Annotated in this window: 23 protein-coding genes; 3 read left to right on the forward strand and 20 right to left on the reverse strand. The window is 71.3% G+C overall.

The genetic code is table 11. The features are described from left to right. Positions 1–308: 308 nt before the first annotated feature. The 10 genes from tyrS to argC are packed head-to-tail and all read right to left on the reverse strand — an operon-like array spanning position 309 to position 9,759. Positions 309–1,583 carry a tyrosine--tRNA ligase gene (tyrS, locus tag AB0G28_RS41560; RefSeq protein ID WP_361102886.1) on the reverse strand — a complete coding sequence of 425 codons (1,275 nt, stop codon included), beginning with the start codon at positions 1,581–1,583 and terminating at the stop codon, positions 309–311. A gap of 32 nt (positions 1,584–1,615) precedes the next feature. Next, on the reverse strand, positions 1,616–2,245 hold the full coding sequence (locus AB0G28_RS41565; protein WP_361102889.1) for a DNA-3-methyladenine glycosylase: 630 nt from the start codon (positions 2,243–2,245) through the stop codon (positions 1,616–1,618). A gap of 45 nt (positions 2,246–2,290) precedes the next feature. Next, on the reverse strand, positions 2,291–3,706 hold the full coding sequence (gene argH, locus AB0G28_RS41570) for an argininosuccinate lyase (RefSeq protein WP_361102891.1): 1,416 nt from the start codon (positions 3,704–3,706) through the stop codon (positions 2,291–2,293). Then, positions 3,703–4,029, reverse strand: coding sequence for an argininosuccinate synthase (locus AB0G28_RS41575; protein WP_361102893.1), 327 nt, complete (start codon positions 4,027–4,029; stop codon positions 3,703–3,705). Before AB0G28_RS41575 ends, argH begins: the two co-directional genes overlap by 4 nt. After that, positions 4,026–4,538 carry an arginine repressor gene (locus tag AB0G28_RS41580; RefSeq protein WP_361102895.1) on the reverse strand — a complete coding sequence of 171 codons (513 nt, stop codon included), beginning with the start codon at positions 4,536–4,538 and terminating at the stop codon, positions 4,026–4,028. Before AB0G28_RS41580 ends, AB0G28_RS41575 begins: the two co-directional genes overlap by 4 nt. Next, a complete protein-coding gene (gene argF, locus AB0G28_RS41585) occupies positions 4,535–5,461 on the reverse strand; it encodes an ornithine carbamoyltransferase (protein ID WP_361102897.1) in 927 nt (308 codons plus the stop codon). The genes AB0G28_RS41580 and argF overlap by 4 nt, the downstream gene beginning before the upstream one ends. Continuing rightward, positions 5,461–6,663, reverse strand: coding sequence for an acetylornithine transaminase (locus tag AB0G28_RS41590; protein WP_361102899.1), 1,203 nt, complete (start codon positions 6,661–6,663; stop codon positions 5,461–5,463). The genes argF and AB0G28_RS41590 overlap by 1 nt, the downstream gene beginning before the upstream one ends. Next, positions 6,660–7,577: an acetylglutamate kinase gene (gene argB / locus AB0G28_RS41595; RefSeq protein ID WP_361102901.1), complete on the reverse strand. Its 918-nt coding sequence runs from the start codon at positions 7,575–7,577 to the stop codon at positions 6,660–6,662. The genes AB0G28_RS41590 and argB overlap by 4 nt, the downstream gene beginning before the upstream one ends. Further along, positions 7,574–8,734 (reverse strand): bifunctional glutamate N-acetyltransferase/amino-acid acetyltransferase ArgJ, encoded by a 1,161-nt coding sequence (argJ, locus tag AB0G28_RS41600; RefSeq protein WP_361102903.1) that lies wholly within the window; start codon positions 8,732–8,734, stop codon positions 7,574–7,576. The genes argB and argJ overlap by 4 nt, the downstream gene beginning before the upstream one ends. Then, positions 8,731–9,759, reverse strand: coding sequence for an N-acetyl-gamma-glutamyl-phosphate reductase (gene argC, locus AB0G28_RS41605; RefSeq protein ID WP_361102905.1), 1,029 nt, complete (start codon positions 9,757–9,759; stop codon positions 8,731–8,733). Before argC ends, argJ begins: the two co-directional genes overlap by 4 nt. Positions 9,760–9,842: 83 nt before the next feature. Between argC and AB0G28_RS41610 the strand changes: the two genes are divergently transcribed. Next, positions 9,843–10,811, forward strand: a complete 969-nt coding sequence (locus tag AB0G28_RS41610) for a YafY family protein (RefSeq protein WP_361102907.1) — start codon at positions 9,843–9,845, stop codon at positions 10,809–10,811. A 50-nt stretch (positions 10,812–10,861) separates the two neighbouring features. Here AB0G28_RS41610 and AB0G28_RS41615 read toward each other — a convergent pair whose 3' ends face one another. The 3 genes from AB0G28_RS41615 to AB0G28_RS41625 form a co-directional block, all read right to left on the reverse strand. Next, the gene (locus AB0G28_RS41615) at positions 10,862–11,149 is read right to left on the reverse strand and encodes a hypothetical protein (RefSeq protein WP_361102909.1); all 288 of its coding nucleotides are present in this window, start codon (positions 11,147–11,149) and stop codon (positions 10,862–10,864) included. 416 nt (positions 11,150–11,565) lie between these two features. Continuing rightward, positions 11,566–12,063: a helix-turn-helix domain containing protein gene (locus tag AB0G28_RS41620; RefSeq protein WP_361102911.1), complete on the reverse strand. Its 498-nt coding sequence runs from the start codon at positions 12,061–12,063 to the stop codon at positions 11,566–11,568. Positions 12,064–12,266: 203 nt separating this feature from the next. Then, on the reverse strand, positions 12,267–13,850 hold the full coding sequence (locus AB0G28_RS41625; RefSeq protein ID WP_361102967.1) for an alpha/beta hydrolase: 1,584 nt from the start codon (positions 13,848–13,850) through the stop codon (positions 12,267–12,269). Positions 13,851–14,043: 193 nt separating this feature from the next. Between AB0G28_RS41625 and AB0G28_RS41630 the strand changes: the two genes are divergently transcribed. Next, complete coding sequence (locus AB0G28_RS41630) at positions 14,044–14,733, forward strand: DNA alkylation repair protein (protein WP_361102913.1); 690 nt, start codon at positions 14,044–14,046, stop codon at positions 14,731–14,733. 152 nt (positions 14,734–14,885) lie between these two features. Here AB0G28_RS41630 and pheT read toward each other — a convergent pair whose 3' ends face one another. The 7 genes from pheT to infC form a co-directional block, all read right to left on the reverse strand. Then, positions 14,886–17,456, reverse strand: a complete 2,571-nt coding sequence (gene pheT, locus AB0G28_RS41635) for a phenylalanine--tRNA ligase subunit beta (protein WP_361102915.1) — start codon at positions 17,454–17,456, stop codon at positions 14,886–14,888. After that, positions 17,456–18,517 (reverse strand): phenylalanine--tRNA ligase subunit alpha, encoded by a 1,062-nt coding sequence (pheS, locus tag AB0G28_RS41640; protein WP_361102917.1) that lies wholly within the window; start codon positions 18,515–18,517, stop codon positions 17,456–17,458. Before pheS ends, pheT begins: the two co-directional genes overlap by 1 nt. 133 nt (positions 18,518–18,650) lie before the next feature. Continuing rightward, on the reverse strand, positions 18,651–19,484 hold the full coding sequence (locus AB0G28_RS41645; protein WP_361102919.1) for a DUF6159 family protein: 834 nt from the start codon (positions 19,482–19,484) through the stop codon (positions 18,651–18,653). Between the two features lie 51 nt (positions 19,485–19,535). Further along, positions 19,536–20,324 (reverse strand): RNA methyltransferase, encoded by a 789-nt coding sequence (locus AB0G28_RS41650; protein ID WP_361102921.1) that lies wholly within the window; start codon positions 20,322–20,324, stop codon positions 19,536–19,538. Between the two features lie 23 nt (positions 20,325–20,347). Further along, complete coding sequence (gene rplT / locus AB0G28_RS41655; RefSeq protein WP_004559056.1) at positions 20,348–20,725, reverse strand: 50S ribosomal protein L20; 378 nt, start codon at positions 20,723–20,725, stop codon at positions 20,348–20,350. A 69-nt stretch (positions 20,726–20,794) separates the two neighbouring features. Next, complete coding sequence (gene rpmI / locus AB0G28_RS41660) at positions 20,795–20,989, reverse strand: 50S ribosomal protein L35 (RefSeq protein WP_361102923.1); 195 nt, start codon at positions 20,987–20,989, stop codon at positions 20,795–20,797. A gap of 67 nt (positions 20,990–21,056) precedes the next feature. Next, complete coding sequence (gene infC / locus AB0G28_RS41665) at positions 21,057–21,662, reverse strand: translation initiation factor IF-3 (protein ID WP_361102925.1); 606 nt, start codon at positions 21,660–21,662, stop codon at positions 21,057–21,059. 198 nt (positions 21,663–21,860) lie between these two features. Between infC and AB0G28_RS41670 the strand changes: the two genes are divergently transcribed. Continuing rightward, on the forward strand, positions 21,861–22,220 hold the full coding sequence (locus AB0G28_RS41670; protein ID WP_361102927.1) for a DUF1844 domain-containing protein: 360 nt from the start codon (positions 21,861–21,863) through the stop codon (positions 22,218–22,220). Positions 22,221–22,512 lie beyond the last annotated feature (292 nt).

The raw sequence follows: 22,512 nt of genomic DNA on the forward strand, positions 1-22,512 counted from the left end.
AAACCCCGACGAGGGGGTTACCATAAATAAGCTCTACTGGCTTAGTTCACTAGCACACTGTTGAGTTCTCAAGCAACACACCCCGAACCCGCCGCGATCAAGCGGCCCGCTCGAAGCGAGTCATTCCTAGCAGTTTTGGTGAGACACCCACTCAATCGCGATCCGCGAGAGCTTGGTTCGTGTCCCGGCGGCCGCCCGGTCTCCCTGGCGACTTGGAGAACTTTACACCCCCTCCGGAGGCCCGAAACAGGGGGGTCCCTTAACCGCGTTCCCGCAGGTCAAGGCCCTGTTTCGGGCCCGGAGGCCGCTCAGCCGCCGAGCGCGACGCCGGCGACGTTCCGCTTGCCCTTGCGGACCACGAGCCACTTGCCGTGCAGGGCGTCGCCCGCCGCCGGCGTCCACTCCTCGTCCGCGACCTTCACGTTGTTGACGTACGCGCCGCCCTCCTTGACCGCGCGGCGGGCGGCGGCCTTGCTGTCCACCAGTCCCCCGGCGAGCAGCAGGTCGACGATCGTGGGCGCGCCCGAGGGGTCGACCTTGCCGTTCGGCACCTCGGCCATCGCCGCGTCGAGGGTGCGTTCGTCCAGGTCGCGGAGCTCTCCGCGACCGAACAGGGCCTGGCTGGCGGCGATCACCTGCCGGGTCTGCTCCTCGCCGTGCACCAGCGTGGTGAACTCCTCCGCCAGCTTGCGCTGGGCCGCGCGCAGGTGGGGACGCTCCTTGGTGTCCTCGTCCAGCGCCGCGATCTCCTCCTGGTCGAGGAACGTGAACATCCGCAGGTAGCGGACCACGTCGGCGTCACCCACATTGACGAAGTACTGGTACCAGGCGTACGGCGAGGTCATCTCCGGGTCGAGCCAGACGCTGCCGCCGCCCGTCGACTTGCCGAACTTGCGCCCCTCCGAGTCGGTGACCAGCGGCGCGGTCACCGCGTGCACGCTCGCGCCCTCGGTGCGGCGGATCAGGTCCACCCCGCCGACGAGGTTGACCCACTGGTCGGACCCGCCGACCTGCAGCTTGCAGCCGTACTCGCGGTACAGCTGCCGGTAGTCCTGGGACTGCAGGAGCAGGTAGCTGAACTCGGCGTAGGACATGCCGTCGCCTTCCAGCCGGCGCCGGACCGTGTCCCGGTTGAGCATGACGTTCACCGAGAAGTGCTTCCCGACGTCGCGCAGGAACTCCAGCACGTTCTGCTCGCCGGTCCAGTCCAGGTTGTTCACGACGACCGCCCCGGTGGGCGAGTCGTCGAAGTCGACGAACTTCTCGAGCTGGCCGCGGATGCGCACCGCCCACTCGGCGATGACGTCGGCCTTGTTCAGCGAGCGCTCACCGGTGTCGCGCGGGTCGCCGATCATCGCGGTCGCGCTGCCGGCCAGCACGATCGGCCGGTGCCCGGCCCGCTGGAACCGCTTGAGCATGAGCAGCGGGACCAGGTTGCCGGCGTGCAGGCTGGGCGCGGTCGGGTCGAACCCGCAATAGAGCGTCACGGGGCCCTGGTCGAGCTCGCGCCGGAGGGCGTCGATGTCGGTGGACTGCGCGATCAGGCCGCGCCAGGACAGCTCGTCGAGGATGTGTTCGCTCACGCCTGTAGATCCTCCCGCACCAGGTCAACCGACTAGCTGGCGGGTCGGACCCGGCGCTTCCCGCCGCGGCGGTAGGTGGACACGGCCGGTGAGCCGTCGACCCAGAACCGCCACGGCGTGTCCATCGCCATCGCGACGCCGACGCGGGGGCCGCTGCGGACCTGCTCGGCCGGCACCCGCTCGCCCACGTGCAGCCGGACCGGCGACGCCGGGTCGGTCAGGTCGGCGCCGTTCTCCTGCCGGTCGATGCGCAACACCGACGTGAGGATGGCCGGCCCCTTGGCGAGCTCGCCGGTTCCCCGCGCGTTCGGCCGGCGCTTGCGGACGACGTCGAGGCCGGTGACGACCTCGCCCGCCCGCAGCAGCACCGCTCCGGCGACGCCGTCGGTCGAGCCGACGATGTTCGCGCAGAAGTGCATCCCGTAGACGAAGTAGACGTACAGGTGCCCTGCCGGACCCCACATGACGGCGTTGCGCGGGGTCCGGCCGCGGTAGCAGTGCGACGCCGGGTCGTCCTCGCCGCGATAGGCCTCGACCTCGACCAGGCGGACGCCGACGGTGCCGTCGGGACCGTCGGCCTCCAGAACCGAGCCGAGCAGCAGGTGGGCCAGGTCGACCGGGTCGAGGGCCAGCTCTTCACGGGTGAACAGCCGGTCACTCACACGATCTCCCCTCGTCCCGTCGGCCACCCGAGCGTAACGAGCGGCTCAGTTGAGCCACTGGCGGGCCGCGGTGACCCGTTCTTCGAGCCGGGCCCGCTGCTCGGCCACGCGTTCCGGCGCCGTGCCGCCCCGGGCGTTGCGGGACTTCACCGAGCCTTCGACGGTGAGCACGCCGCGCACGTCCGGGGTGAGCGCCGGGTTGATCTTCTCGAACTCCTCGTCGGTCAGCTGGTCCAGGCCGACCCCGCGGGATTCGGCGACCCGGACGCTCTCGCCCGCGGCTTCGTGCGCGACGCGGAACGGAACGCCCTGGCGCACCAGCCACTCGGCGATGTCCGTGGCGAGCGTGAAGCCGGCCGGGGCCAGGTCGGCGAGCCGGTCGGTGTGGAAGGTCAGCGTAGCGAGCATGCCCGCGATCGCCGGGAACAGCAGCTCGAGCTGCTCGACCGAGTCGAAGACCGGCTCCTTGTCCTCCTGCAGGTCGCGGTTGTAGGCCAGCGGCTGCGCCTTCAGGGTGGCCAGCAGGCCGGTGAGGTTGCCGATCAGCCGGCCCGCCTTGCCGCGCGTCAGCTCCGCGACGTCCGGGTTCTTCTTCTGCGGCATGATCGAGCTGCCGGTGGCCCACGCGTCGTCCAGCGTCACGTAGCCGAACTCGGCGGTGTTCCAGATGATCACCTCTTCGGCGATCCTGGACAGGTTCACCGCGAGCATCGCGACGGCGAACGCGAACTCGGCGACGAAGTCCCGCGAAGCGGTCCCGTCGATCGAGTTCTCGACGCTGGACGCGAAGCCCAGCTCCTCCGCGACGGCCTCGGGGTCGAGTCCCAGCGACGAGCCGGCGAGGGCGCCGGAGCCGTACGGCGACTCCGCCGTGCGGGCGTCCCAGTCCTGCAGCCGCGAAACGTCGCGCAGCAGGGCCTGGCCGTGCGCCATCAGGTGGTGCGCGAGCAGCACCGGCTGGGCGTGCTGCAGGTGCGTCCGGCCGGGCAGGATCGCGTCCGGGTGCCGCTTCGCCTGCGACACCAGCGCGTCGACGACCTCCAGGGTGCCGGCGACGACGCGGCGGGCCGCGTCCCGCAGCCACATCCGGAACAGCGTGGCCACCTGGTCGTTGCGGGACCGGCCGGCCCGCAGCTTGCCGCCGAGCTCGACGCCGGCCCGTTCGAGCAGGCCGCGTTCGAGGGCGGTGTGCACGTCCTCGTCGGCGATCGTGGGGGTGAACTGCCCCGAAGCGACGTCCTGGGCGAGGGTGTCCAGCGCGGCCAGCATGCCGGCCAGCTCGTCTTCGGTGAGCAGGCCTGCCTTGCGCAGCACGCGCGCGTGCGCGCGGGACCCGGCGATGTCGTAGGGCGCCAGGCGCCAGTCGAAGTGCGTGGACGCGCTCAGCGCGGCCATGGCCTCCGCCGGACCGCTGGCGAACCGGCCGCCCCACAGCTGCACCGGCTGCTCGTTCCCGCTCACTGTTCTCGCTTCTCCTCGGTGTTCGTCGGATTCAGGTCCCGGGCGGTCACCCGGCCGTCGTACAGGACCAGGCGGACTTCGCCCGACACGGTGCCGGTCAGACTGGCGCATCCTCGGCCGGCGCGCCGTTCGAGCGCGGCGCACGCTTCGCGGCGGCCGATTCTCTGCGCCTCGCCGCGCGCGCTCAGCATCCGGCGCGCTTCGGCGACGGAGACGGTCTCGCCGTCGATCGCCACCGGCACCCCGCGGTCGAAGGTGACGACGACCTCGTCCGGCGCGAGGAACTCGCCCTCGGCCGGGAAGATGTCGGCGAGCGCGGTCATGGTGGTCCTTCGTCTCCTGCTTCGTGCGCCGAGCGCTGCGCGAGGGCCGCGAAGCGCTCCGCCAGCTCCTTGCCCGGGAGGGGTTCCCGGGCGATCACGGCGACGGTGTCGTCGCCCGCGATCGAGCCGACGACCTCTTCGAGGGCGGCCCGGTCGATCGCGCTGGCGAGGAACTGCGCGGCGCCGGGCGGCGTCCGCAGGACCATCAGGTTGCCCGACGAGTCCGCCGAGACCATCAGCTCCGCCAGCAGCCGCGAGAGCCGTGACGTGCCACCCTGCACCCCGCGGACTGGGCTGCCGTCCTCGGGGATGACGTAGACCGGCGCGCCCGAGTCCGGCCCGCGCAGCTTGACCGCACCCAGCTCGTCGAGGTCGCGCGACAACGTCGCCTGCGTGACCTCGATGCCCTCGGCGGCCAGCAGCTTGGCCAGCTCGGTCTGGCTGCGGATCGTCATGGTGGACACCAGCTCGGTGATCCGCGCCTGCCGTCCCACCCGGCTGCCGGTCATCGTCGGCTCTCTTCGAACAGCCAGACCAGCAACGCCTTCTGGGCGTGCAGGCGGTTCTCGGCCTCGTCCCACACCGCGCTGGCCGGCCCGTTGATCACCTCGTCGGTGATCTCCCAGCCGCGGTGCGCGGGCAGGCAGTGCAGCACGATCGCGTCATCCGCGGCCTTCTTCAGCAGCTCCGCGTTGATCTGGAGGCTGCGGAACGGGCCCACCCGGTCGAGGCCGTCGTTCTCCTGCCCCATCGACGTCCACGTGTCGGTGACGAGCACGTCGGCGCCGTCGACGGCCGCGTACGGGTCGGTGAACACGGTCGCCGTGCCGCCGGTCTCGGTCGCCCGCTTCTTCGCGTCGAGCATCACGCCCTGGTCCGGCTGGAAGCCGACCGGTGAGACTACGCGGACGTGCATGCCGGCGGTGACCCCGCCGAGCAGCAGCGAGTGCGCCATGTTGTTGGCGCCGTCACCGAGGTAGACGAGGGTGAGCCCGGCGAGCTTGCCCTTGCGCTCCCGGATCGTCATCAGGTCGGTGAGCACCTGGCACGGGTGAAACTCGTCGGTGAGCGCGTTGACTACCGGGATCGACGCGGCCGAGGCCATCGCCTCGATGCGCTTCTGCGCGAAGGTGCGCCACACGATCCCGTCGACGTAGCGCGACAGGACCCGCGAAGTGTCTTCGATGGTTTCTTCGCGGCCGAGCTGCATGGACCGGCCGTCGACGATCACCGGGTGCCCGCCGAGCTGGCTGATGCCGACCTCGAACGAGAACCGGGTGCGGGTCGAGTTCTTTTCGAAGATCGCCGTGATCGACTTGCCGGCCAGGGTCTTGGTGCCCAGCGGGTCGGCCTTGAGCGCGTCGGCGATGTCGAGGATGGCCTTCTGTTCGGCCGGACTGACGTCGTCGTCGCGGAGGAAGTGGCGGAGCATCAGTCGGAGTCCTTCGTGGTGGAGTCGAGCGCGTTCGGGAGTGCGGCGAGGAAGCCTCCGGCCTGCTCGCCGTCGAGCACGAGCGGCGGCGCGAGCCGGATGGCGTCCGGGGCGACCGGGTTGACGAGGTAGCCGGCCTCCTGGACGGCCTTGGCGACCGCGGCCGAGACGGGCTGCTTGAGGGCGATGCCGAGCAGCAGGCCGGCGCCGCGCACCCCGGCGACGAGCGGGTGGTCCAGCGCCTCGACCCCGGCCGCGATGTCCTTGCCCAGTGCGGAGACGTGGTCCAGGAGATTGTCCGCGGCGATGGTCTTCAGCACGGCCAGCCCGGCCGCGCAGCACACCGGGTTGCCGCCGAAGGTGGTGCCGTGCTGGCCCGGCTTGAGCAGGTCGCCCGCCGCGCCGACACCGATCACCGCGCCCAGCGGCAGCCCGCCGCCGAGGCCCTTGGCCAGGGTGATCACGTCGGGCACGATGCCGGCCTGCTGGTAGCCGAACCAGGTGCCGAGCCGGCCGAGGCCGGTCTGCACCTCGTCGAGCACCAGCAGCGTGCCGGTGGCCTTGGTGATTTCGCGGGCGGCCTGCAGGTAACCGTCCGGCGCCGGGATGACGCCGGCCTCCCCGAGCACCGGCTCGAGGAAGAGGGCCGCGGTTTCGGTGTCGACGGCGGCCTTGAGCGCGGCGACGTCCCCGAACGGTACGTGCTCCACCCCGGGCACCAGCGGCTTGAAGGGGTCGCGCTTGCCGGGCTGCCCGGTGAGCGTCAGCGCGCCCATCGTCCGGCCGTGGAACGCGCCTTCGGCGGCGACCACCTTGGTACGCCCGGTCAGGCGGCTGATCTTCAGCGCGGCTTCGTTGGCCTCGGCGCCGGAGTTGACGAACAGCACCTTGCCGTGGCCGGTGAGACCGGCGACGTCGAGCAGCGCTTCGGCGAGCTCGACGGCCACCGGGTTGACATAGAGGTTCGAGGTGTGGCCGAGCTGCTTGATCTGCGTGGTGACGGCCTCGACGACCGCCGGGTGGGCGTGGCCGAGCGCGTTGACGGCGATGCCGCCGACCAGGTCGACGTACTCGCGGCCGTCGGCGTCCCACACCTTCGCGCCTTCGCCGCGCACCAGCGTCAGCTGGGGCGTGCCGTAGTTGTCCATCAGGGCGGACTGCCAGTGCGACTGGCCGTCCACATTGGACTTGAGGTCGGTCACGGGAGCTCCGTTTCGGGGAAGACCATGGTGCCGATGCCCCTCGAGGTGAAGACTTCCAGGAGCACCGAATGGGCGAGGCGGCCGTCGATCACGTGCGCCCGGCGCACGCCGCCGCGGATGGCGCGCACGCACGCCTCCATCTTCGGGATCATGCCGCTGGCCAGGTCCGGCAGCATGGTCTCCAGGCGGTCGACGCGGATGCGGTCGATCAGCGACGACCGGTCAGGCCAGTTCGCGTACAGGCCCTCGACGTCGGTCAACACGACGAGCTTTTCGGCGCCGAGCGCGGCCGCCAGCGCACCCGCGGCCGTGTCGGCGTTGACGTTGTGCACGACGCCGTCGACGTCCGGGGCGACCGTGGAGACCACCGGGATGCGCCCGGCGTTGACGATGTCCAGCACCGCGTCCGGGTTGACCTCGGCGACCTCGCCGACGAGGCCGATGTCGACCTGTTCACCGTCCACAGTGGCCTGTTTGCGTTCGGCGGTGAACAGCCGGGCGTCCTCGCCGGAGATGCCGACCGCGTACGGCCCGTGGGCGTTGATCAGCCCCACCAGCTCGCGGCTGACCTGGCCGGTGAGCACCATCCGGACGATGTCCATCGTCTCCGGGGTGGTGACCCGCAGGCCGCCCTTGAACTCGCCTTCGACGCCGAGCCGCTTGAGCATCGCGGTGATCTGCGGGCCGCCGCCGTGCACGACCACCGGCCGCAGGCCGGCCAGCCGCAGGAACACCATGTCCTCGGCGAAGGCCGCCTTCAGCTGGTCGTCGATCATCGCATTGCCGCCGTACTTCACCACCACGGTGGCCCCGTGGAACCGCTGCAGCCAGGGCAGCGCCTCGATGAGCACCCCGGCCTTCTCGGCCGCCGTCGCGAGTCGTTCGTCCGCGGAAATCAGAGCCTCCTGGTTCATGAGGAGTACGCGCTGTTCTCTTCGACGTAACCGTGCGAAAGGTCGGTGGTGTAGATGGTCGCCGCGCTCGCGCCGACGCCGAGGTCGACGACGATCTCGATGGCCCGGCCGGTGAGGTCGGCCTCGGACCGGTCGGCCGCGGGCATTCCCTGCGCGAACAGGGTGACGCCGTTGATCGCGATCGACACGGTTTCCGGGTCGATGCGCGCCGGGACCCGGCCCAGCGCCATGGCGATCCGGCCCCAGTTCGGGTCGGAGCCGAACAGCGCCGTCTTGACCAGGTTGTCCTCGGCGATCGTGCGGGCCACGGCGATCGCGTCGGCTTCGGATTCCGCCCCCTGGACCGTGACGTCGACGTCCTTGGTGGCGCCCTCGGAGTCGGCGCGCAGCTGGAGCACCAGGTCGTGGCTGACCGCGGTGAGCAGCTCGGTGAGCTCCGCCTCGGTGGGCTCGACGCCGCTCGCGCCGGACGCCAGGACCAGGACGGTGTCGTTGGTGGACGTCCCGCCGTCGACGTCGAGCCGGTCGAAGGTGACGTGCGTCGCCGCGCGAAGGGCGCGGTCCAGGGTCTCCTTGTCCACCACGGCGTCGGTGGTCAGCACCGACAGCATGGTGGCGAGGTTCGGCGCGAGCATGCCGGCGCCCTTGGCGAAACCGCCGACGCTCCAGCCGCTCTCGTGCTTCGCGAAGGCCTGCTTGGGCTTGGTGTCGGTGGTCATCACGCCCTTGGCGGCGTTCAAGCTCGCCTCGGCACTGCTGTCGAGGGCCTTGACCGCGGTGTCCACGCCCGCCAGCACGGCTTCCATCGGCAGCCGCTCGCCGATCAGGCCGGTGGAGCAGACGGCGACCTCGATCGCCCCCGCGTCCAGGACTTCGGCGACCTTCTCGGCCGTGGCGTGGGTGTCCTGGAAGCCGCCGGGGCCGGTGGCCGCGTTGGCGCCGCCCGAGTTGAGGACGACGGCCTTCAGCCGCTGCTGCTTGAGCACCTCCTGCGACCACAGCACCGGCGCGGCCTTGATCACGTTGCGGGTGAAGACGCCCGCCGCGACGTCGAGGGGGCCGTCGTTGACGACCAGGGTCAGGTCGAGCGCGCCGGAGGCCTTGATCCCGGCGGCGACGCCGGCGGCGCGGAAGCCCTGGGGGCCGGTGACGGTCACGGTGCGACTCCTACGGTGGAAAGGCCGGTGGCCTCGGGGAAGCCGAGGGCCAGGTTCATCGACTGGACGGCACCGCCGGCGGTGCCCTTGGTGAGGTTGTCGATCGCGGCGACGACGACCAGGCGCCGCGCGTCGGTGTCGACCGCGACCTGCAGCTGGACGTTGTTCGAGCCGAGCGTCGACGCGGTGGCCGGCCAGGCGCCCGCGGGCAGCAGCTGGACGAACGGTTCGGCGTCGTAGGCCTTTTCGTAGGCCGCGCGGGCGGCAGCCTCGTCGGCCCCGGCCTTGAGCGGGGCACTGGCCGTGGTGAGGATGCCGCGGGGCATCGGCGCGAGCACCGGGGTGAAGGACACGGTGACCCTCTCGCCCGCGACGGCCGAGAGGTTCTGGGCGAACTCCGGGGTGTGGCGGTGCGCGCCGCCGACGCCGTACGCGCTGGCCGAGCCCATCACCTCGGAGCCGAGCAGGTTCGGCTTGAGGCTCTTGCCGGCGCCGGAGGTGCCGGTGACCGCGACGACCGTGACGTCCGGCTCGATCAGCCCGGCCGCGAGCGCGGGTGCCAGGGCCAGCGAGCCGCCGGTCGGGAAGCAGCCGGGCACGGCGACGCGCTTGGTGCCGGCGAGCTTCTCGCGGGCGCCGGGCAGTTCCGGGAGGCCGTACGGCCACTGGCCGGCGTGGTCACCGCCGTACCAGCGCTGCCAGTCGGCCGCGTCGGCCAGGCGGTGGTCGGCGCCGAGGTCGACGACCAGGACGTCCGGGCCGAGCTGGGCCGCGATCCCGGCGGAGTGCCCGTGGGGCAGTGCCAGGAACACGACGTCGTGGCCGGCCAGGGTCTCCGGGGTCGTTTCGGCGAGGACGCGGTCGGCGAGCGGGACCAGGTGGGGTTGGTGGACGCCCAGCTTCGTGCCCGCGCTGCTGGCGGCCGTGAGCGCACCGATCTCGACCTCGGGATGGGTCAGGAGCAGGCGCAGCAGCTCACCACCCGCGTACCCGCTGGCTCCGGCCACCGCGATGTTCACCGTCATACGCATGATTATGCACGCCCTTGCAAGGCTAAACAAACGAGATTGCCGGGAAGTGGCCCCGGCCACCTTGGGATGCTGGGCGCATGACGGACACCCCGGCCCGGCTGCTCGGCCTGCTTTCGCTGCTCCAGACGCCCCGGGAGTGGCCGGGCAGCGAGCTGGCGGATCGGCTCGGGGTCAGCCCGCGCACGATCCGCCGCGACGTCGAGCGGCTGCGCGAGCTGGGCTACCCGGTCGAAGCCAGCCGCGGCGTCGCGGGCGGATACCGGCTGGTCGCCGGCACCGCGATGCCACCGCTGGTGCTCGACGACGAAGAAGCCGTCGCGATCGCGGTGGGCCTGCGGACCGCGGCGGGACAGACCGTCGACGGCATCGAGGAGGCGTCCGTGCGGGCGCTGGCGAAGCTCGAGCAGGTGCTGCCCGCCCGGCTGCGCCGCCGGGTGGGCACGATCGGCACGGCGACCGTCGCCGTGCCGGCCGCCGGGCCCGTCGTCGACCCGGCGCAGCTGACGGTGTTCGCCGGCGCGATCACCAACCACGAGACGGTCCGGTTCCGCTACCGCGCGAACGACGGGACCGAGACCCGGCGCCGGGCCGAGCCGCTCCGGCTGGTGGCCGCCGGCCGCCGCTGGTACCTGGTCGCCTACGACCTCGACCGGGCGGACTGGCGGATCTTCCGGGTCGACCGGGTCCGCGACGCCGAGGCGACCGGCGGCCGCGTCACCCCACGGCAGCCGCCCGCCGCCGATCTGGCGGCCTACGTTCTCGACCGGTTCTACGACCTCCTGCCGACGTTCCGGGCGGTGGCCGTGCTGGCGGAACCGGCGGCGCGGATCGCGCCGCGCCTCGGCGTGGCCACCGGCGAGCTGACCGACCTGGACGACGGCCGCTGCCGGTGGCACAGTCACGCGGACACCCTGGACTGGCTGGCGTTCCGGCTGCTGGGGCTCGGCTGTGCGTTCACGGTCGAGGAACCGCGGGAACTGGTCGAACACCTCAAGGTGCTCGCGGCCCGCGCCGCCGCGGCTGCGGGTTCCGGCGCGCGGGATTGACCGGTGGTGTGGCATTGCTCCCCCTCGGGTGCGTTGCGGTGCCGGACTTGTCAGTACTCCACTCGCCGCCAATCGAACCCTTGCTGCCAGCTGTCGTCGCCGTCGGCGAAGCCGATGAAGGCCTGGACGATCCGGGCGCGGTCCGCGACCTCGACGCGGAAGTGCCGGTCGGGTCCGCCCGAGCGGTGTTCCAGTGCGAGCCAAGGCGAACGGGTCGCCGCGCGCTCACCGAGACCGACTTGGACATAGTGGTCTCCCCGCTCGAGGACGACGAACCAGTTCTTCGGCGACAGCCGCCCCAATACCGCCTCGATCTGCGCCGCGTCCGGGTTCTCCACCCGCGATCCGTCGCAGGCCGACAGCACGGACGTCGAGCCGGCACGCAGGCTCGGCGAACCGGAAGACCGTGTCGGCGGCGGGCCGGCCCATCGTCATGATCACCGCGTCGCCGCAGACGGCCGGGTTGCCCGACCACGGACTGTTTTCCCACTCTTCCGGGGGAAGGGAAGTCAGGCCCGGATAACGCGCGGTCAGTTCGCGGTGGAACGCGACGGCCCGCGGGTCCGACGGGACCGTATCGGGATCGGCGTCCATCGCCTGCTCGTACTTGCGGTCGGCTTCCTCCGCGGTCACGACCGCGGACGCATGCCACACGAGGAGATCGAAACTCATCGGAACAACTCCGTTCAGGAAGGGCGGAAAGGGATGACGGCAGGCGGTGGGCCGGTCCACTGTGGACCGGCCCACCGCCTGCTCAGCCCGGCTCGCCCTCGTCCAGGTCCGTGCGCCTGCTCGGCGGGACGGGGAGGTAGCAGCCCGGGTTCTCCGGATCGCAGCCCACGCGGGGAAGCCGGGCGCGGATGCCGCCGGGGGTGCGCTCGAAGTGCGCCGCGATCTCCGCGACGCTCTCCCCCGCGATCCACCGGCTCTCCAGCTCCGCGTCCATCTCCTCGCTCCACGGGCGGCCCTGCTGGGCGGGCCGCCCCGCGGATCTTCGCCGCGGCGCCCGGCCCGCACCGGTCGTGGACAGCAGCCCGTCCGTCACCAGGTCGGCCACCGTGTCCGCCAGTTCGGCGTCCAGGTCGAGGCTGCCCTCGGCGACCGGTTCGCCGGTGGGTCCGCCGGCTTCCAGGGTGATCATCACCCTGGGGGTGGGTTCGGCGCGGTCGACGTCCGTCCTGGTCGCGACCACGAGGTTGTAGGTGATTCCGTGTGCCCGGATCTCGGTCCGGCGCTCTTCGATGATCGACATGCCGTGAAGCTAGCGCGCACCCCCGACAATTTCCGGCCACGCCCTGCTCACGGGCGACTTCGCTCCGAAACTGTCGGACCCCTCCCCTAACGTCCCGGATGACCACGAGCCGTCACGAGGAGGCGACGATGAGAGACCGGCGGACAAGACGGTGCCCCGGTCCGGGCGAACCGGACCGGGGCACCGGGTGGAGCTTCTTCCGCTCAGAAGTGCAGCAGCTGCGCCAGCATGCTCTGCTTCTCCTGGGCGGCCTTCGCGGAGCTGTCCGACTTCTGCGCGGTGGCGCCGTCGGGCACCGGCGGCGGCACCGGGCTGCACTGGACGTCCGAGTGGTTGCCGGGCTGACGCTTCGGCAGGGTGCCGGTGGCCAGGTAGTCGGCGATCTTGTCGTCCACACAGGACACCCCGGACAGCGAACCCGCGTGGGTCGTGCCGCCCGGCGCGCTGATCAGGCTCGAGTTCGGGAACCGCTTCCGGACCTCGATGCTGCCGGTGTACGGCGTGGCGGCGTCGAGTTCCTCGCTGATCAGCAGCGCACCGGCCACCTTGCCGCCGTCGATGTTCACCGGCTTGCCCGCCTTCGCCGGCCAGTACACGCAAGGCGCGTTGAACCAGGCGTTGCCCCAGGTCTCGAACGGGGCCTTGAAGTAGGTCAGCCAGTTGTCGGCCCGCCACTTGTTCCAGCTGGTCGGCCACTGCACGTCGGTGCACTGCACACCGAGGTAGACGGCGAACCCGTTGTCGTTGCCGGGCGGGTTCGAGTCGTCGTAGAGCGCCTTCAGCGTCTGCCAGTCACCCTTGTGCACGTAGCCGTCGAAGGCCTTGGCCATGTCGACCCAGCCGAAGACGTAGTAGCCGGCCTGCAGGAAGATGTCGGTCCACTCGTCACCGCCGATGACCCCGCCCGCCGGGTTCCTGGTGAGCTTGCGCTGGGTGTCGTACCAGAGCTTCTCGACAGCGTTGCCGGTCTTGCCCAGGTGGTAGACGTCGTCGTACCTGGCCAGCCAGTCGAAGTAGATCTTGATGTTCTTGTCGAACGCGACGTCCTGGTCGAGGTTGGCCTGGTACCAGACCTTCCGCGGGTCGACGTTGCCGTCGAGCACCATCCGGCGGACGTTCTTCGGGTACAGCGTGCTGTACACCTGGCCGAGGTAGGTGCCGTAGGAGAAGCCGTAGTAGTTGATCTGCTTCTCGCCCAGCGCCTTGCGCAGGCTGTCCATGTCCTGGGCGACGTCGGTCGTCTTGAGGTGGTCGAGGATCGCGCCGTTCTTGCGGCACGCGTCGGCGTACCCCTTCGAGCGGGCGAGCCACGTCTTCTCCAGCTGCGGCGTGGTCGGCACGTACGCGGGCCGGTTGTAGCTGAAGTAGTTCCCGTCGCAGCTGATCGCGGGCTTGCTGGACCCCACGCCCCGCGGGTCGAAGCCGATCCAGTCGTAGTTGTCCCCGGCGTGGTTGGGCACGTACTTGCCGAGCACCGAAAGGCCGAGGCCCGAACCGCCCGGGCCGCCCGGGTTGACCAGCATGATCCCCTGGGACTGTGGCGTCTTGTGCTTGATCCGCGAGACCGCGACGGAGACCTTCGCCCCGCCGGGGTGCGCGTAGTCCATCGGCACTTCGAGGAAACCGCACTCGGCTCCGTTGGCCTTCAGGCTCGCCGACGTGCAGGGACCCCAGGCGATCGGCGCGGGGGTGAACTGCGCCCCGGGATCCGCCGAGGCGGCGGGCGCGGCGGCCATCAGCCCGGCCGCGAGCCCCGCGGCGGCGACGGCGGAAACGATTCTTTTCACAGTCATCCTTTTCGTCCGCGTTCGACAGAGTTCGCCGGATTCCGACGAAACTACCGGCAACCCTGGACAATCTCGCTGACCGACGCGGCTTCCGCCATCCGCCTTTCGTCGGTACCTGCGCCGTCCGTCGCGCAGCGGAACTGTCGGTGGCCGGCAGTACGCTGCGGCCCTCAGGAGCGGGCGGGGAGGACGGGTGAGCGTGGACGAAGAGCTGGTCAAGGCGGTTCGCGCCGGGTTGGCCGAGGCGGCCGACCCGGGGAAGGCACCGGCGATGCGGGCCTACATGAAGTCGGCCATGCCCTTCCGCGGCGTGGCGAAACCCCAGCGCAGCGCGCTCCTCAAGCGGGTGCTGGCCGACCACATACTGCCCGATCGAGTGACGTATTCGGCGACCGTCCTGCAGTTGTGGCGGACCGCCGAATTCCGCGAAGAGCGGTACGCGGCCATCGATCTTTCCGGATATCGCGCATACCGGAAGTGGCAGGACGCCGGATTGATCCCGATGTACGAGGAAATGATCGTCAGCGGGGCGTGGTGGGACTACGTGGACGAGCTGGCCATCCGCCGGATCGGGCCGATCCTGCGCTCCGCCCGTGCTCGGGTCACTCCGGTCATGCTGAGCTGGGCGGCCGGCCGGGACCTCTGGCGGCGGCGCACGGCGATCATCTGCCAGGTCGGAGCGAAGGAGGAGACCGACATCGACCTGCTCACCCGGGCGATCGAGCCCGCGATCGCCGAGCCGGAGTTCTTCCTGCGCAAGGGAATCGGCTGGGCCCTGCGGGAGTACGCGAAGACAGCGCCGGACTGGGTGCGGTCGTTCGTGGACGAGCACCCGGGCCTGTCCGGGTTGTCCCGACGGGAGGCGCTCAAGCACCTTGGCTGAAGTGCGGCTTCCGAGAGGTGACTGACGAGTCGGCTCCCGTGATCAGAAGGTCGACTCGCGTGATTGAAGAGTCGACTCCCGTGATGGGAAGGTCGACACACGTACCTGGTCCCCGGTCCCGCCGGCGTTGGGCCGGAGGGACCGGGGACCGGTCAGGCGCGGAGAGTTGCGTTGTACCGCTCGCCCGCCGCCGCGATCGCCGCGTCGCGGGCCTTTGTCGCCTCGTCCACCGTCAGGGTGCGGTCCGCCGCGCGGAACCGCAGCTTGTAGGCCAGCGACCGCTTGCCCTCGCCGACCTGCTCGCCCGCGTAGACGTCGAACAGCGTGATGTCCTCCAGCAGCTCGCCCGCCCCGGCGCGCAGCACCGCGGCGAGGTCCGCCGACGGGACGTCCGCCGCCGCCACCAGGGCGACGTCGAGCAGCACCGGCGGGTAGCCGGACACACTGGGCGCCGGACGCGAATCCGGCAGCGGGATCGCCTCCAGGTCCAGCTCCATGGCGACCGTCCGCGGCGGCAGGCCGAGGGCCTCCACCACCTTCGGGTGCAGCTCGCCGGCGTGGCCGACCGGCCAGTCGCCCACCCGCAGCTGGGCGCAGCGGCCCGGGTGCCACGGCGGCAGGTCGGTGGCCTGCACGGTCAGCTCGACCCCGGCGGCCTCGGCGACCGTCCGGGCGGCCTGCACCGCGTCGGCCCAGCTCGCCGGCTCGCCTTCGCCCCACCAGCCGGGGCGGCGCCGGTGACCGGCGAGCACCACGGCGACGTGCAGCGGCTGCTGCGGCACGGCCGCTTCCAGCAGGGCCAGCTCCTCGTCCGTCGGCCGCCGGTCGACGCCGAGGTCCGGCACCTTCAGCGGGTTCGGCGCGGGCAGCACCACCTGGCCGATGTGGAACAGCGAGACGTCCTTCATCCCGCGCGAGACGTTGCGCTGCAGCGTGTCGAGCAGGCCGGGCAGCAGCGTGGTGGCCATCCGGTTGCGGTCGGCCTCCAGCGGGTTGCGCACCACGACGGTGTTGCGGCGGACGTCGTCGGCGGGCAGGCCGAAGGCGTCCCACACCGCGTCGCCGACGAACGGGAACGGCCGCACCTCGACGTACCCCGCTTCGGCCAGCGCGCGGGCGACGTTGCGACTGCGCCGCTGGGCGTCGGTCAGGCCGCGGCCCGCCGGGGCGGCGGGCAGCGTCGACGGGATGCTGTCGTAGCCCTCCAACCGCAGCACCTCTTCGACGAGGTCGGCCGGCTGGCGCAGGTCGCCGCGCCAGCTCGGCGGGACGGCGGTGACCAGGCCGGTGCCGTCGTCGCCCGTGCCGACCGAGACCTTGCAGCCGATCTGGGTGAGCCGGCGGACGGTCACCCCGCGCTGGTAGTTCACGCCCGCGACCTTGTCGGGCAGGTTGATCGGCATCACGACCGCCGGGTTCGGCTCGACCACGCCCTCGTCGGTGCGGCCGGGCTGGATGGCGGCGTCGCCGTACTGGCGCAGCAGGCGAGCGGCCAGCTCGACGGCGGCCGCGCACAGCTGCGGGTCGGTGAACCGCTCGAACCGCTTGGCGGCCTCGGAGAACAGCTTGTGCCGGCGTGCCGTGCGGCTGATCGCGGCCGGGTTCCAGTGCGCCGCCTCGAGCAGGACGTCGGTGCTCTCCGTCGTGATCTCGGTGCTCGCGCCACCCATCGTGCCCGCCAGCGAGATGACCCCGCTGTCGTCGGCGATCACGATGTCGTCCGGGTCGAGCGCGCGCTCGACATCGTCCAAAGTGGTCAGTTTCTCGCCCGGCGCCGCCCGGCGCACCACCAGGTCGCCCTGGATGGCCTTGGTGGCGAACGCGTGCAGGGGGTGCCCGAGCTCGAGCATCACGTAGTTCGTGACGTCCACGGCCAGGGAGATGGACCGGATGCCGGCCAGCATCAGCCGCCGCCGCATCCACCACGGGGTCGGCGCCGTCGCGTCCAGGCCGGTGACCCGGCGCAGCACGAACCGCGGGCAGCCTTCCGGGTCCTCGACGCGGACCGGCCAGGCGTCGCCTTCGGCCGCCGGGACCTCCAGCAGGGCCGGGTCGCCGAAGGGCACGTCCAGCGCGTTCGACAGCTCGCGCGCCAGGCCGCGGATCGACAGCGCGTAGCCGCGGTCCGGGGTCGGGGCGAGCTCGATCACCGTGTCGCCGAGGCCGAGCAGCTCGCTCGCGTCGTCACCCGGGCTCGCGGTGCCCGGCGGCAGCACGAGGATCCCGGTGTGGTCGTCGCCGAGGCCGAGCTCGCGCGCCGAGCAGATCATGCCGTCGCTGATCCGGCCGTAGGTCTTGCGGGAGGCGATGGCGAAGTCGCCGGGCAGGACGGCGCCGGGCAGCGCGACGACGACCAGGTCGCCCTCGGCGAAGTTGCGCGCACCGCAGATGATGCCGCGGGTCTTGATGCCGTGCGGGCCCTCGTCGAGCTCGCCGGCGTCGTCGTCCTCGTCTTCTTCCTCGTCGTCGTCCAGCTCGTCGAGGTCGGATTCGTCGGTGGGCTCGCCGACGTCGACGCGGCAGAACCGGACCGGCTTCTTGAACTCGGTGAGCTCTTCGATCTCGGCCACCCGGCCGACGACCAGGGGCCCGGTCACGGGCCCGAGTTCGCTCAGGTCGTCGACCTCGATGCCGATCCGGACGAACGCGTCGGCCAGGTCCTGCGGCGTGACCTCCTCAGCGAGCTCGAGGTGTTCGGTCAGCCAGCTGACTGGGACTCGCACTACGCCTCCGTTCCGAAGGGAAGGGTGAAGCGGACGTCGCCCTCCACCATGTCGCGCATGTCCGGGATCCCGTTGCGGAACTGCAGGGTGCGCTCGATGCCCATGCCGAAGGCGAAGCCCGAGTACACGTCGGGGTCGACGCCGCAGGCGCGCAGCACGTTCGGGTTGACCATGCCGCAGCCGCCCCACTCGACCCAGCCGGGGCCGCCCTTCTTCTCCTCGAACCAGACGTCCACCTCGGCGGACGGCTCGGTGAAGGGGAAGAAGTGCGGGCGCAGCCGCGTCTTCGAGTTCTCGCCGAACATCGCGCGGGCGAAGGCGTCGAGCGTGCCCTTGAGGTGCGCCATGGTGATGCCCTTGTCCACCGCCAGGCCCTCGACCTGGGTGAACACCGGCGTGTGCGTCGAGTCCAGCTCGTCGGTGCGGTACGTCCGGCCCGGGCAGACGACGTACACCGGCAGGTCGCGGTGCAGCAGCGTGCGGGCCTGCACCGGCGAGGTGTGCGTGCGCAGCACCAGGCCGGAGTCCTCTTCGCCGACGTAGAAGGTGTCCTGCAGCTGGCGGGCCGGGTGGTCCTTGCCGAAGTTCAGCGCGTCGAAGTTGAACCACTCGGCTTCGAGCTCGGGGCCCTCGGCGACCTCGTAGCCCATCGCGACGAAGGCGTCCGCGACGCGTTCGGAGACGGTGCTGATCGGGTGCCGGGCGCCCCGCGGGACGCGGTCCCACGGCAGGGTGACGTCGACGGCCTCTTCGCGCAGCACGCGCTCGTCGCGCTCCACCTGGAGCTCGGCGCGGCGCTTGTCGAAGGCCGACTGGACGGCCTGCCGGGCCTCGTTGACGCGCTTGCCCGCCTCGGCCTTCTCCTGCTTGGGCAGGGCGCCGATCTCGCGGCGGGCCAGCAGCAGCGGCGCGTGGTCGCCGAGGTGAGCCGGCTTGACCTCGGCCAGCGCTTCGAGCCCGGTCGCGGCGGCGAACGCCGCTTCGGCGGCCTTGACCGCCTCCTGCAGCGTCTCGGGGGCGAGCACCGCGCTCTGGGCTTCCTTCTCCGTGGCTCCGGACATAACTCCTCGGCGTCCGCTGGGACTGGTCGTTCACGCACCGCCGCACACGGCACGCGAGAGGTCAAAGGCGGGAAAAGTCTATGGGATCGGCTCCGCGCGCCCCCGGTCGCCCCGGGGGCGCGCGGACGCCCGGTCAGCGCGTGCGGAACGCCTCCGAGAAGTCGATCGACGCGAACTCGCCGGGCACGACGCCGTCGGCCGCGTAGCGGTACAGCGCGGTCTGGTAGATGCCGGACAAAGTCGTGGTGAAGACCGCCACCAGCAGGGTCCAGACGATCGCCAGCCCGACCGCGACGAACACGGTGGCCGTGCCGCCGAGCAGGAAGCCCGCCCCGAGGAACACGACGTACCCGGTCAGGGTGAGCAGGAACCCGATCAGGCCCAGGCCCGCGGTGCCGGCGACGTTCTCGCCCCAGGCGCGGCGGAACAGCTCGACCGAGCGCTTGACGCTGTCGCGGACTCCGGTGCCTTCGAGCATGACGACCGGCAGCACGAGGAACGTGGTGAGCCGCCAGGCCAGGCCGATCAGGCCGCTGACGATGCTGCCGAGGAAGCCGAGCCGCTCCTCCAGGGTCCGCATGACCAGGCTGACGGTCGCGCTGAGCCCGGCCCAGCCGAGCAGCGCCGGCCAGCGACGGCTCGCCGCGGCCAGCCCCGCGCCGACGCCCGGCACGCCGCCGTCGCCGCGCAGCGCGACGTCCGCCTGGGAGATCAGGGCGGCGTTGAAGAAGATCGTGACGAACGCCGAAACGAGGTAGAACGCCCCGAGCAGCACGTACGTGCCGACGCTGGGCCGGACGCCGCCGGTCTGCACGTGGGCCGTGAAGAACGCCGGGGTGAGGAACGCCGCGGCGACCAGCAGCCCGGCGATCCCGGCGAGCACCGGGAACCACGCCAGGCCCTTGTGGGCGCGAAGCACCCGGAACGAAGCGACGAACAACGCACAGGCACGAGCAAGCCTGCCCATGAAACCCCCCAATTTCGGCCACCAAGGATATCGCGGCAGCCTACTCGCTGGTCAGCGCCGCGCCGCCATCGCGCTCGTGTAGACGCAGACGGCCGCCGCGGTGGCGAGGTTCAGGCTCTCGGCCCGGCCGTACAGGGGAATCCGGACGGCGAGATCGGTCCGCTCGAGGACGTCGGGCGGCAGGCCGTGGGCTTCGTTGCCGAACACCCACGCCGTCGGCGCGGCGAGATCCACCCGATCGAGTTCGGCGTCGGCGTAGCCGTGGGCGGCGAACGTCCGCAAACCGGCGGCCGAGCAGGCCGCCAGGGCCGCGGGGACGTCGCGGACGCGCGCGATCGGCAGGTGGAACAGGCTGCCGGCGGCCGCGCGGACGCACTTGCCGTTGTGGGGGTCGACCGTGTCGCCCGCGAGGACCACCGCGTCGGCGCCCGCCGCGTCGGCGACGCGGATCACCGTGCCCGCGTTGCCGGGGTCGGCGACGTCCACCAGCACCACCACGAGCTTGGCGGCCGGGGTCACGGCTTCTTCGAGGGGGCGGTCCAGCAGCGCGCAGACGGCCACGATGCCCTGGGGCGTCACGGTTTCGCTCAGCCCGTCCGCGGCGCGGTCGGTGATCGGCGAGACTCCGACGCCGGCCGCGCGGGCCGCGTCCACCAGGTCCGCGTGCTGCGCGGACGCGCGCGCGGTGACGAACAGTTCGTGCACCTCACCGTCGGCCAATGCGGCCTCGACGGCGTTGGCGCCCTCGGCCAGGAACCGGCCGGTCTTGTCGCGTTCCGCGCGCCGCGTCAGCTTGCGCGCAGCAACGACCCGGGGGGTCCGTTCGGTGAACGGCTCCACCCCGGGTCGGGGAAAGCTGCCGGTCAGGCCGACTTCGCTTCGCCGGTGTTGACGTTGGCCTTGGCGAGCTCGGCCAGCGCGGTGAAGGCGGCGGCGTCGTTGACGGCCAGGTCCGCGAGGATCTTGCGGTCGACCTCGACACCCGCGGCCTTGATGCCCTGGATGAACCGGTTGTAGGTCACGCCGTTGGCGCGGGCGGCCGCGTTGATGCGGGTGATCCACAGCTGGCGGAAGTCACCCTTGCGGGCACGGCGGTCCCGGTAGGCGTAGTTGAGCGAGTGAAGCGTCTGCTCCTTGGCCTTGCGGTACAGCCGCGAACGCTGGCCGCGGTAGCCGCTGGCCAGTTCGAGAGTTGCGCGACGCTTCTTCTGGGCGTTGACCGCCCGCTTGACGCGTGCCACGGGTCCATCCTGTCGATCTCAGGGGGCGAAGGGGGAACGCCCCGGGTGGTTACAGCAAGTTCTGCGGGATCAGATGCCGAGCAGGCGCTTGACGCGGCCGACCTCGGTCTTCGACACCTCGGTGGTGCCCTCGAGACGGCGGGTCACGCGGCTGGACTTCTTCTCCATGCGGTGGCGCCGGCCGGTCATCTGGCGGCGCAGCTTGCCCGAACCCGTCTTGCGGATGCGCTTGGACGTCCCGCTGTGGGTCTTCATCTTCGGCATTTCAGTCCTCTTTCGTGCGGCGGCTCACCGGAATTCCGGTGAGCCGCTGACTCGTGCTGGTCGGCGCTTACGCCTCGGGGGCCTGCTCGGCCTTCGCCTTCGGCTTCACGTTCTTGTGCGGGGCCAGCACCATGATCATGTTCCGACCGTCCTGCTTGGGCGACGACTCGACGAAGCCCAGCTCGGTCACGTCGTCGGCGAGCTTCTGCAGCAGCCGGAAGCCGAGCTCCGGCCGGGACTGCTCGCGACCACGGAACATGATCGTGACCTTGACCTTGTTGCCCGCCGCCAGGAACCGCGACACGTGACCCTTCTTGGTCTCGTAGTCGTGCTGGTCGATCTTGGGGCGCAGCTTCTGTTCCTTGATGACGGTCAGCTGCTGGTTGCGCCGCGACTCACGGGCCTTCTGCGCGCTCTCGTACTTGTACTTGCCGAAGTCCATGAGCTTGCAGACCGGCGGGCGGGCCTGCGGCGCGACCTCGACGAGGTCGAGATCGTTCTCCTGCGCCAGGCGCAGCGCATCCTCGATCCGGACGATGCCGACCTGTTCGCCGGCGGGACCGACGAGTCGGACCTCCGGCACCCGGATTCGGTCGTTGATGCGTGTCTCGGAGCTGATGGGGCCTCCTTGGTCCGAGGAATGTTTCCTGTTCTCGTTCGACCTGGTGCCCACATAGCGAAGGCCCCGACACCGTTCGGTGCGCGGGGCCCACTCTGTTCCGATCGTGCCCCGAAGGGCACTTCTTCACCCTGACTGCACGTCCGGGCGAGACCGGACCCGGCCACCTGTACGGTGACGCGGGTGGGAGCGGGGCTCCACTTGCCGCCCCCGATCGCTCGGGGGCTGGTCGCTCGTGGAAGGGTACCAGACGTGTCGGAACAACCTTCGCAACAGCCCCCGTATTCCCCCGAAGCCCGCCACCTGGAGGACATCCCCAGCGTGGAGGTGATCAGCCGCGCCGCGGTCATGCTGCTGTCGGCGGGCGCCGAACGACTCGGCCTCGCCGACGCCGACCCGGCCACCTCCCCGCACCGCGACCTCGACGAAGCGCGCCGCCTGATCACGGCGCTGGCCGGGCTGGTGACGGCCTCGGCGGAGTACCTGGGCCTGCACGCGGGGCCGTTGCGCGACGGTCTGCAGTCGCTGCAGAAGGCATTCCGCGAGGCTTCGGCCGTGCCGGACGAGCCCGGCCAGGGCCCCGGCGAGAAGTACACCGGCCCGGTCTACTGACCGCGGCTCCGACCCGCCCACAACATCCCCGCGGGCCAGGTTCCGGCAAAGGCGCAGCGCCCCCCATCGCAAGATGCCGAACCGGCGCGAACCGCACGCTGAGGCATGACTTGCCCTGGATCACCCAGGCCTCCCCGCAACCCCGATACGAAGCCAGAACACGGCCGGCAGTGCCGGGTCAAGGCACGCTTTCCCGCCTTGACGCGGTACTGCCGGCAGTAGTCACAATCGGGCTTCGGGGTGGTGGATTTCCGAGCTGTTCATTGGCCAAGGCTCACATCCCCGGCGCAAC

Source organism: Amycolatopsis sp. NPDC021455 (assembly GCF_040640995.1).
Lineage (GTDB): Bacteria > Actinomycetota > Actinomycetes > Mycobacteriales > Pseudonocardiaceae > Amycolatopsis.

Coding starts and splice junctions, on each gene's coding strand:
- pheS (WP_361102917.1), bottom strand. CDS start 18,517: ATGTCCGGAGCCACGGAGAAGGAAGCCCAGAGCGCGGTGCTCGCCCCC.
- argB (WP_361102901.1), bottom strand. CDS start 7,577: ATGAACCAGGAGGCTCTGATTTCCGCGGACGAACGACTCGCGACGGCG.
- rpmI (WP_361102923.1), bottom strand. CDS start 20,989: ATGCCGAAGATGAAGACCCACAGCGGGACGTCCAAGCGCATCCGCAAG.
- AB0G28_RS41645 (WP_361102919.1), bottom strand. CDS start 19,484: ATGGGCAGGCTTGCTCGTGCCTGTGCGTTGTTCGTCGCTTCGTTCCGG.
- argF (WP_361102897.1), bottom strand. CDS start 5,461: ATGCTCCGCCACTTCCTCCGCGACGACGACGTCAGTCCGGCCGAACAG.
- AB0G28_RS41620 (WP_361102911.1), bottom strand. CDS start 12,063: ATGTCGATCATCGAAGAGCGCCGGACCGAGATCCGGGCACACGGAATC.
- argC (WP_361102905.1), bottom strand. CDS start 9,759: ATGACGGTGAACATCGCGGTGGCCGGAGCCAGCGGGTACGCGGGTGGT.
- AB0G28_RS41580 (WP_361102895.1), bottom strand. CDS start 4,538: ATGACCGGCAGCCGGGTGGGACGGCAGGCGCGGATCACCGAGCTGGTG.
- AB0G28_RS41610 (WP_361102907.1), top strand. CDS start 9,843: ATGACGGACACCCCGGCCCGGCTGCTCGGCCTGCTTTCGCTGCTCCAG.
- AB0G28_RS41575 (WP_361102893.1), bottom strand. CDS start 4,029: ATGACCGCGCTCGCCGACATCTTCCCGGCCGAGGGCGAGTTCCTCGCG.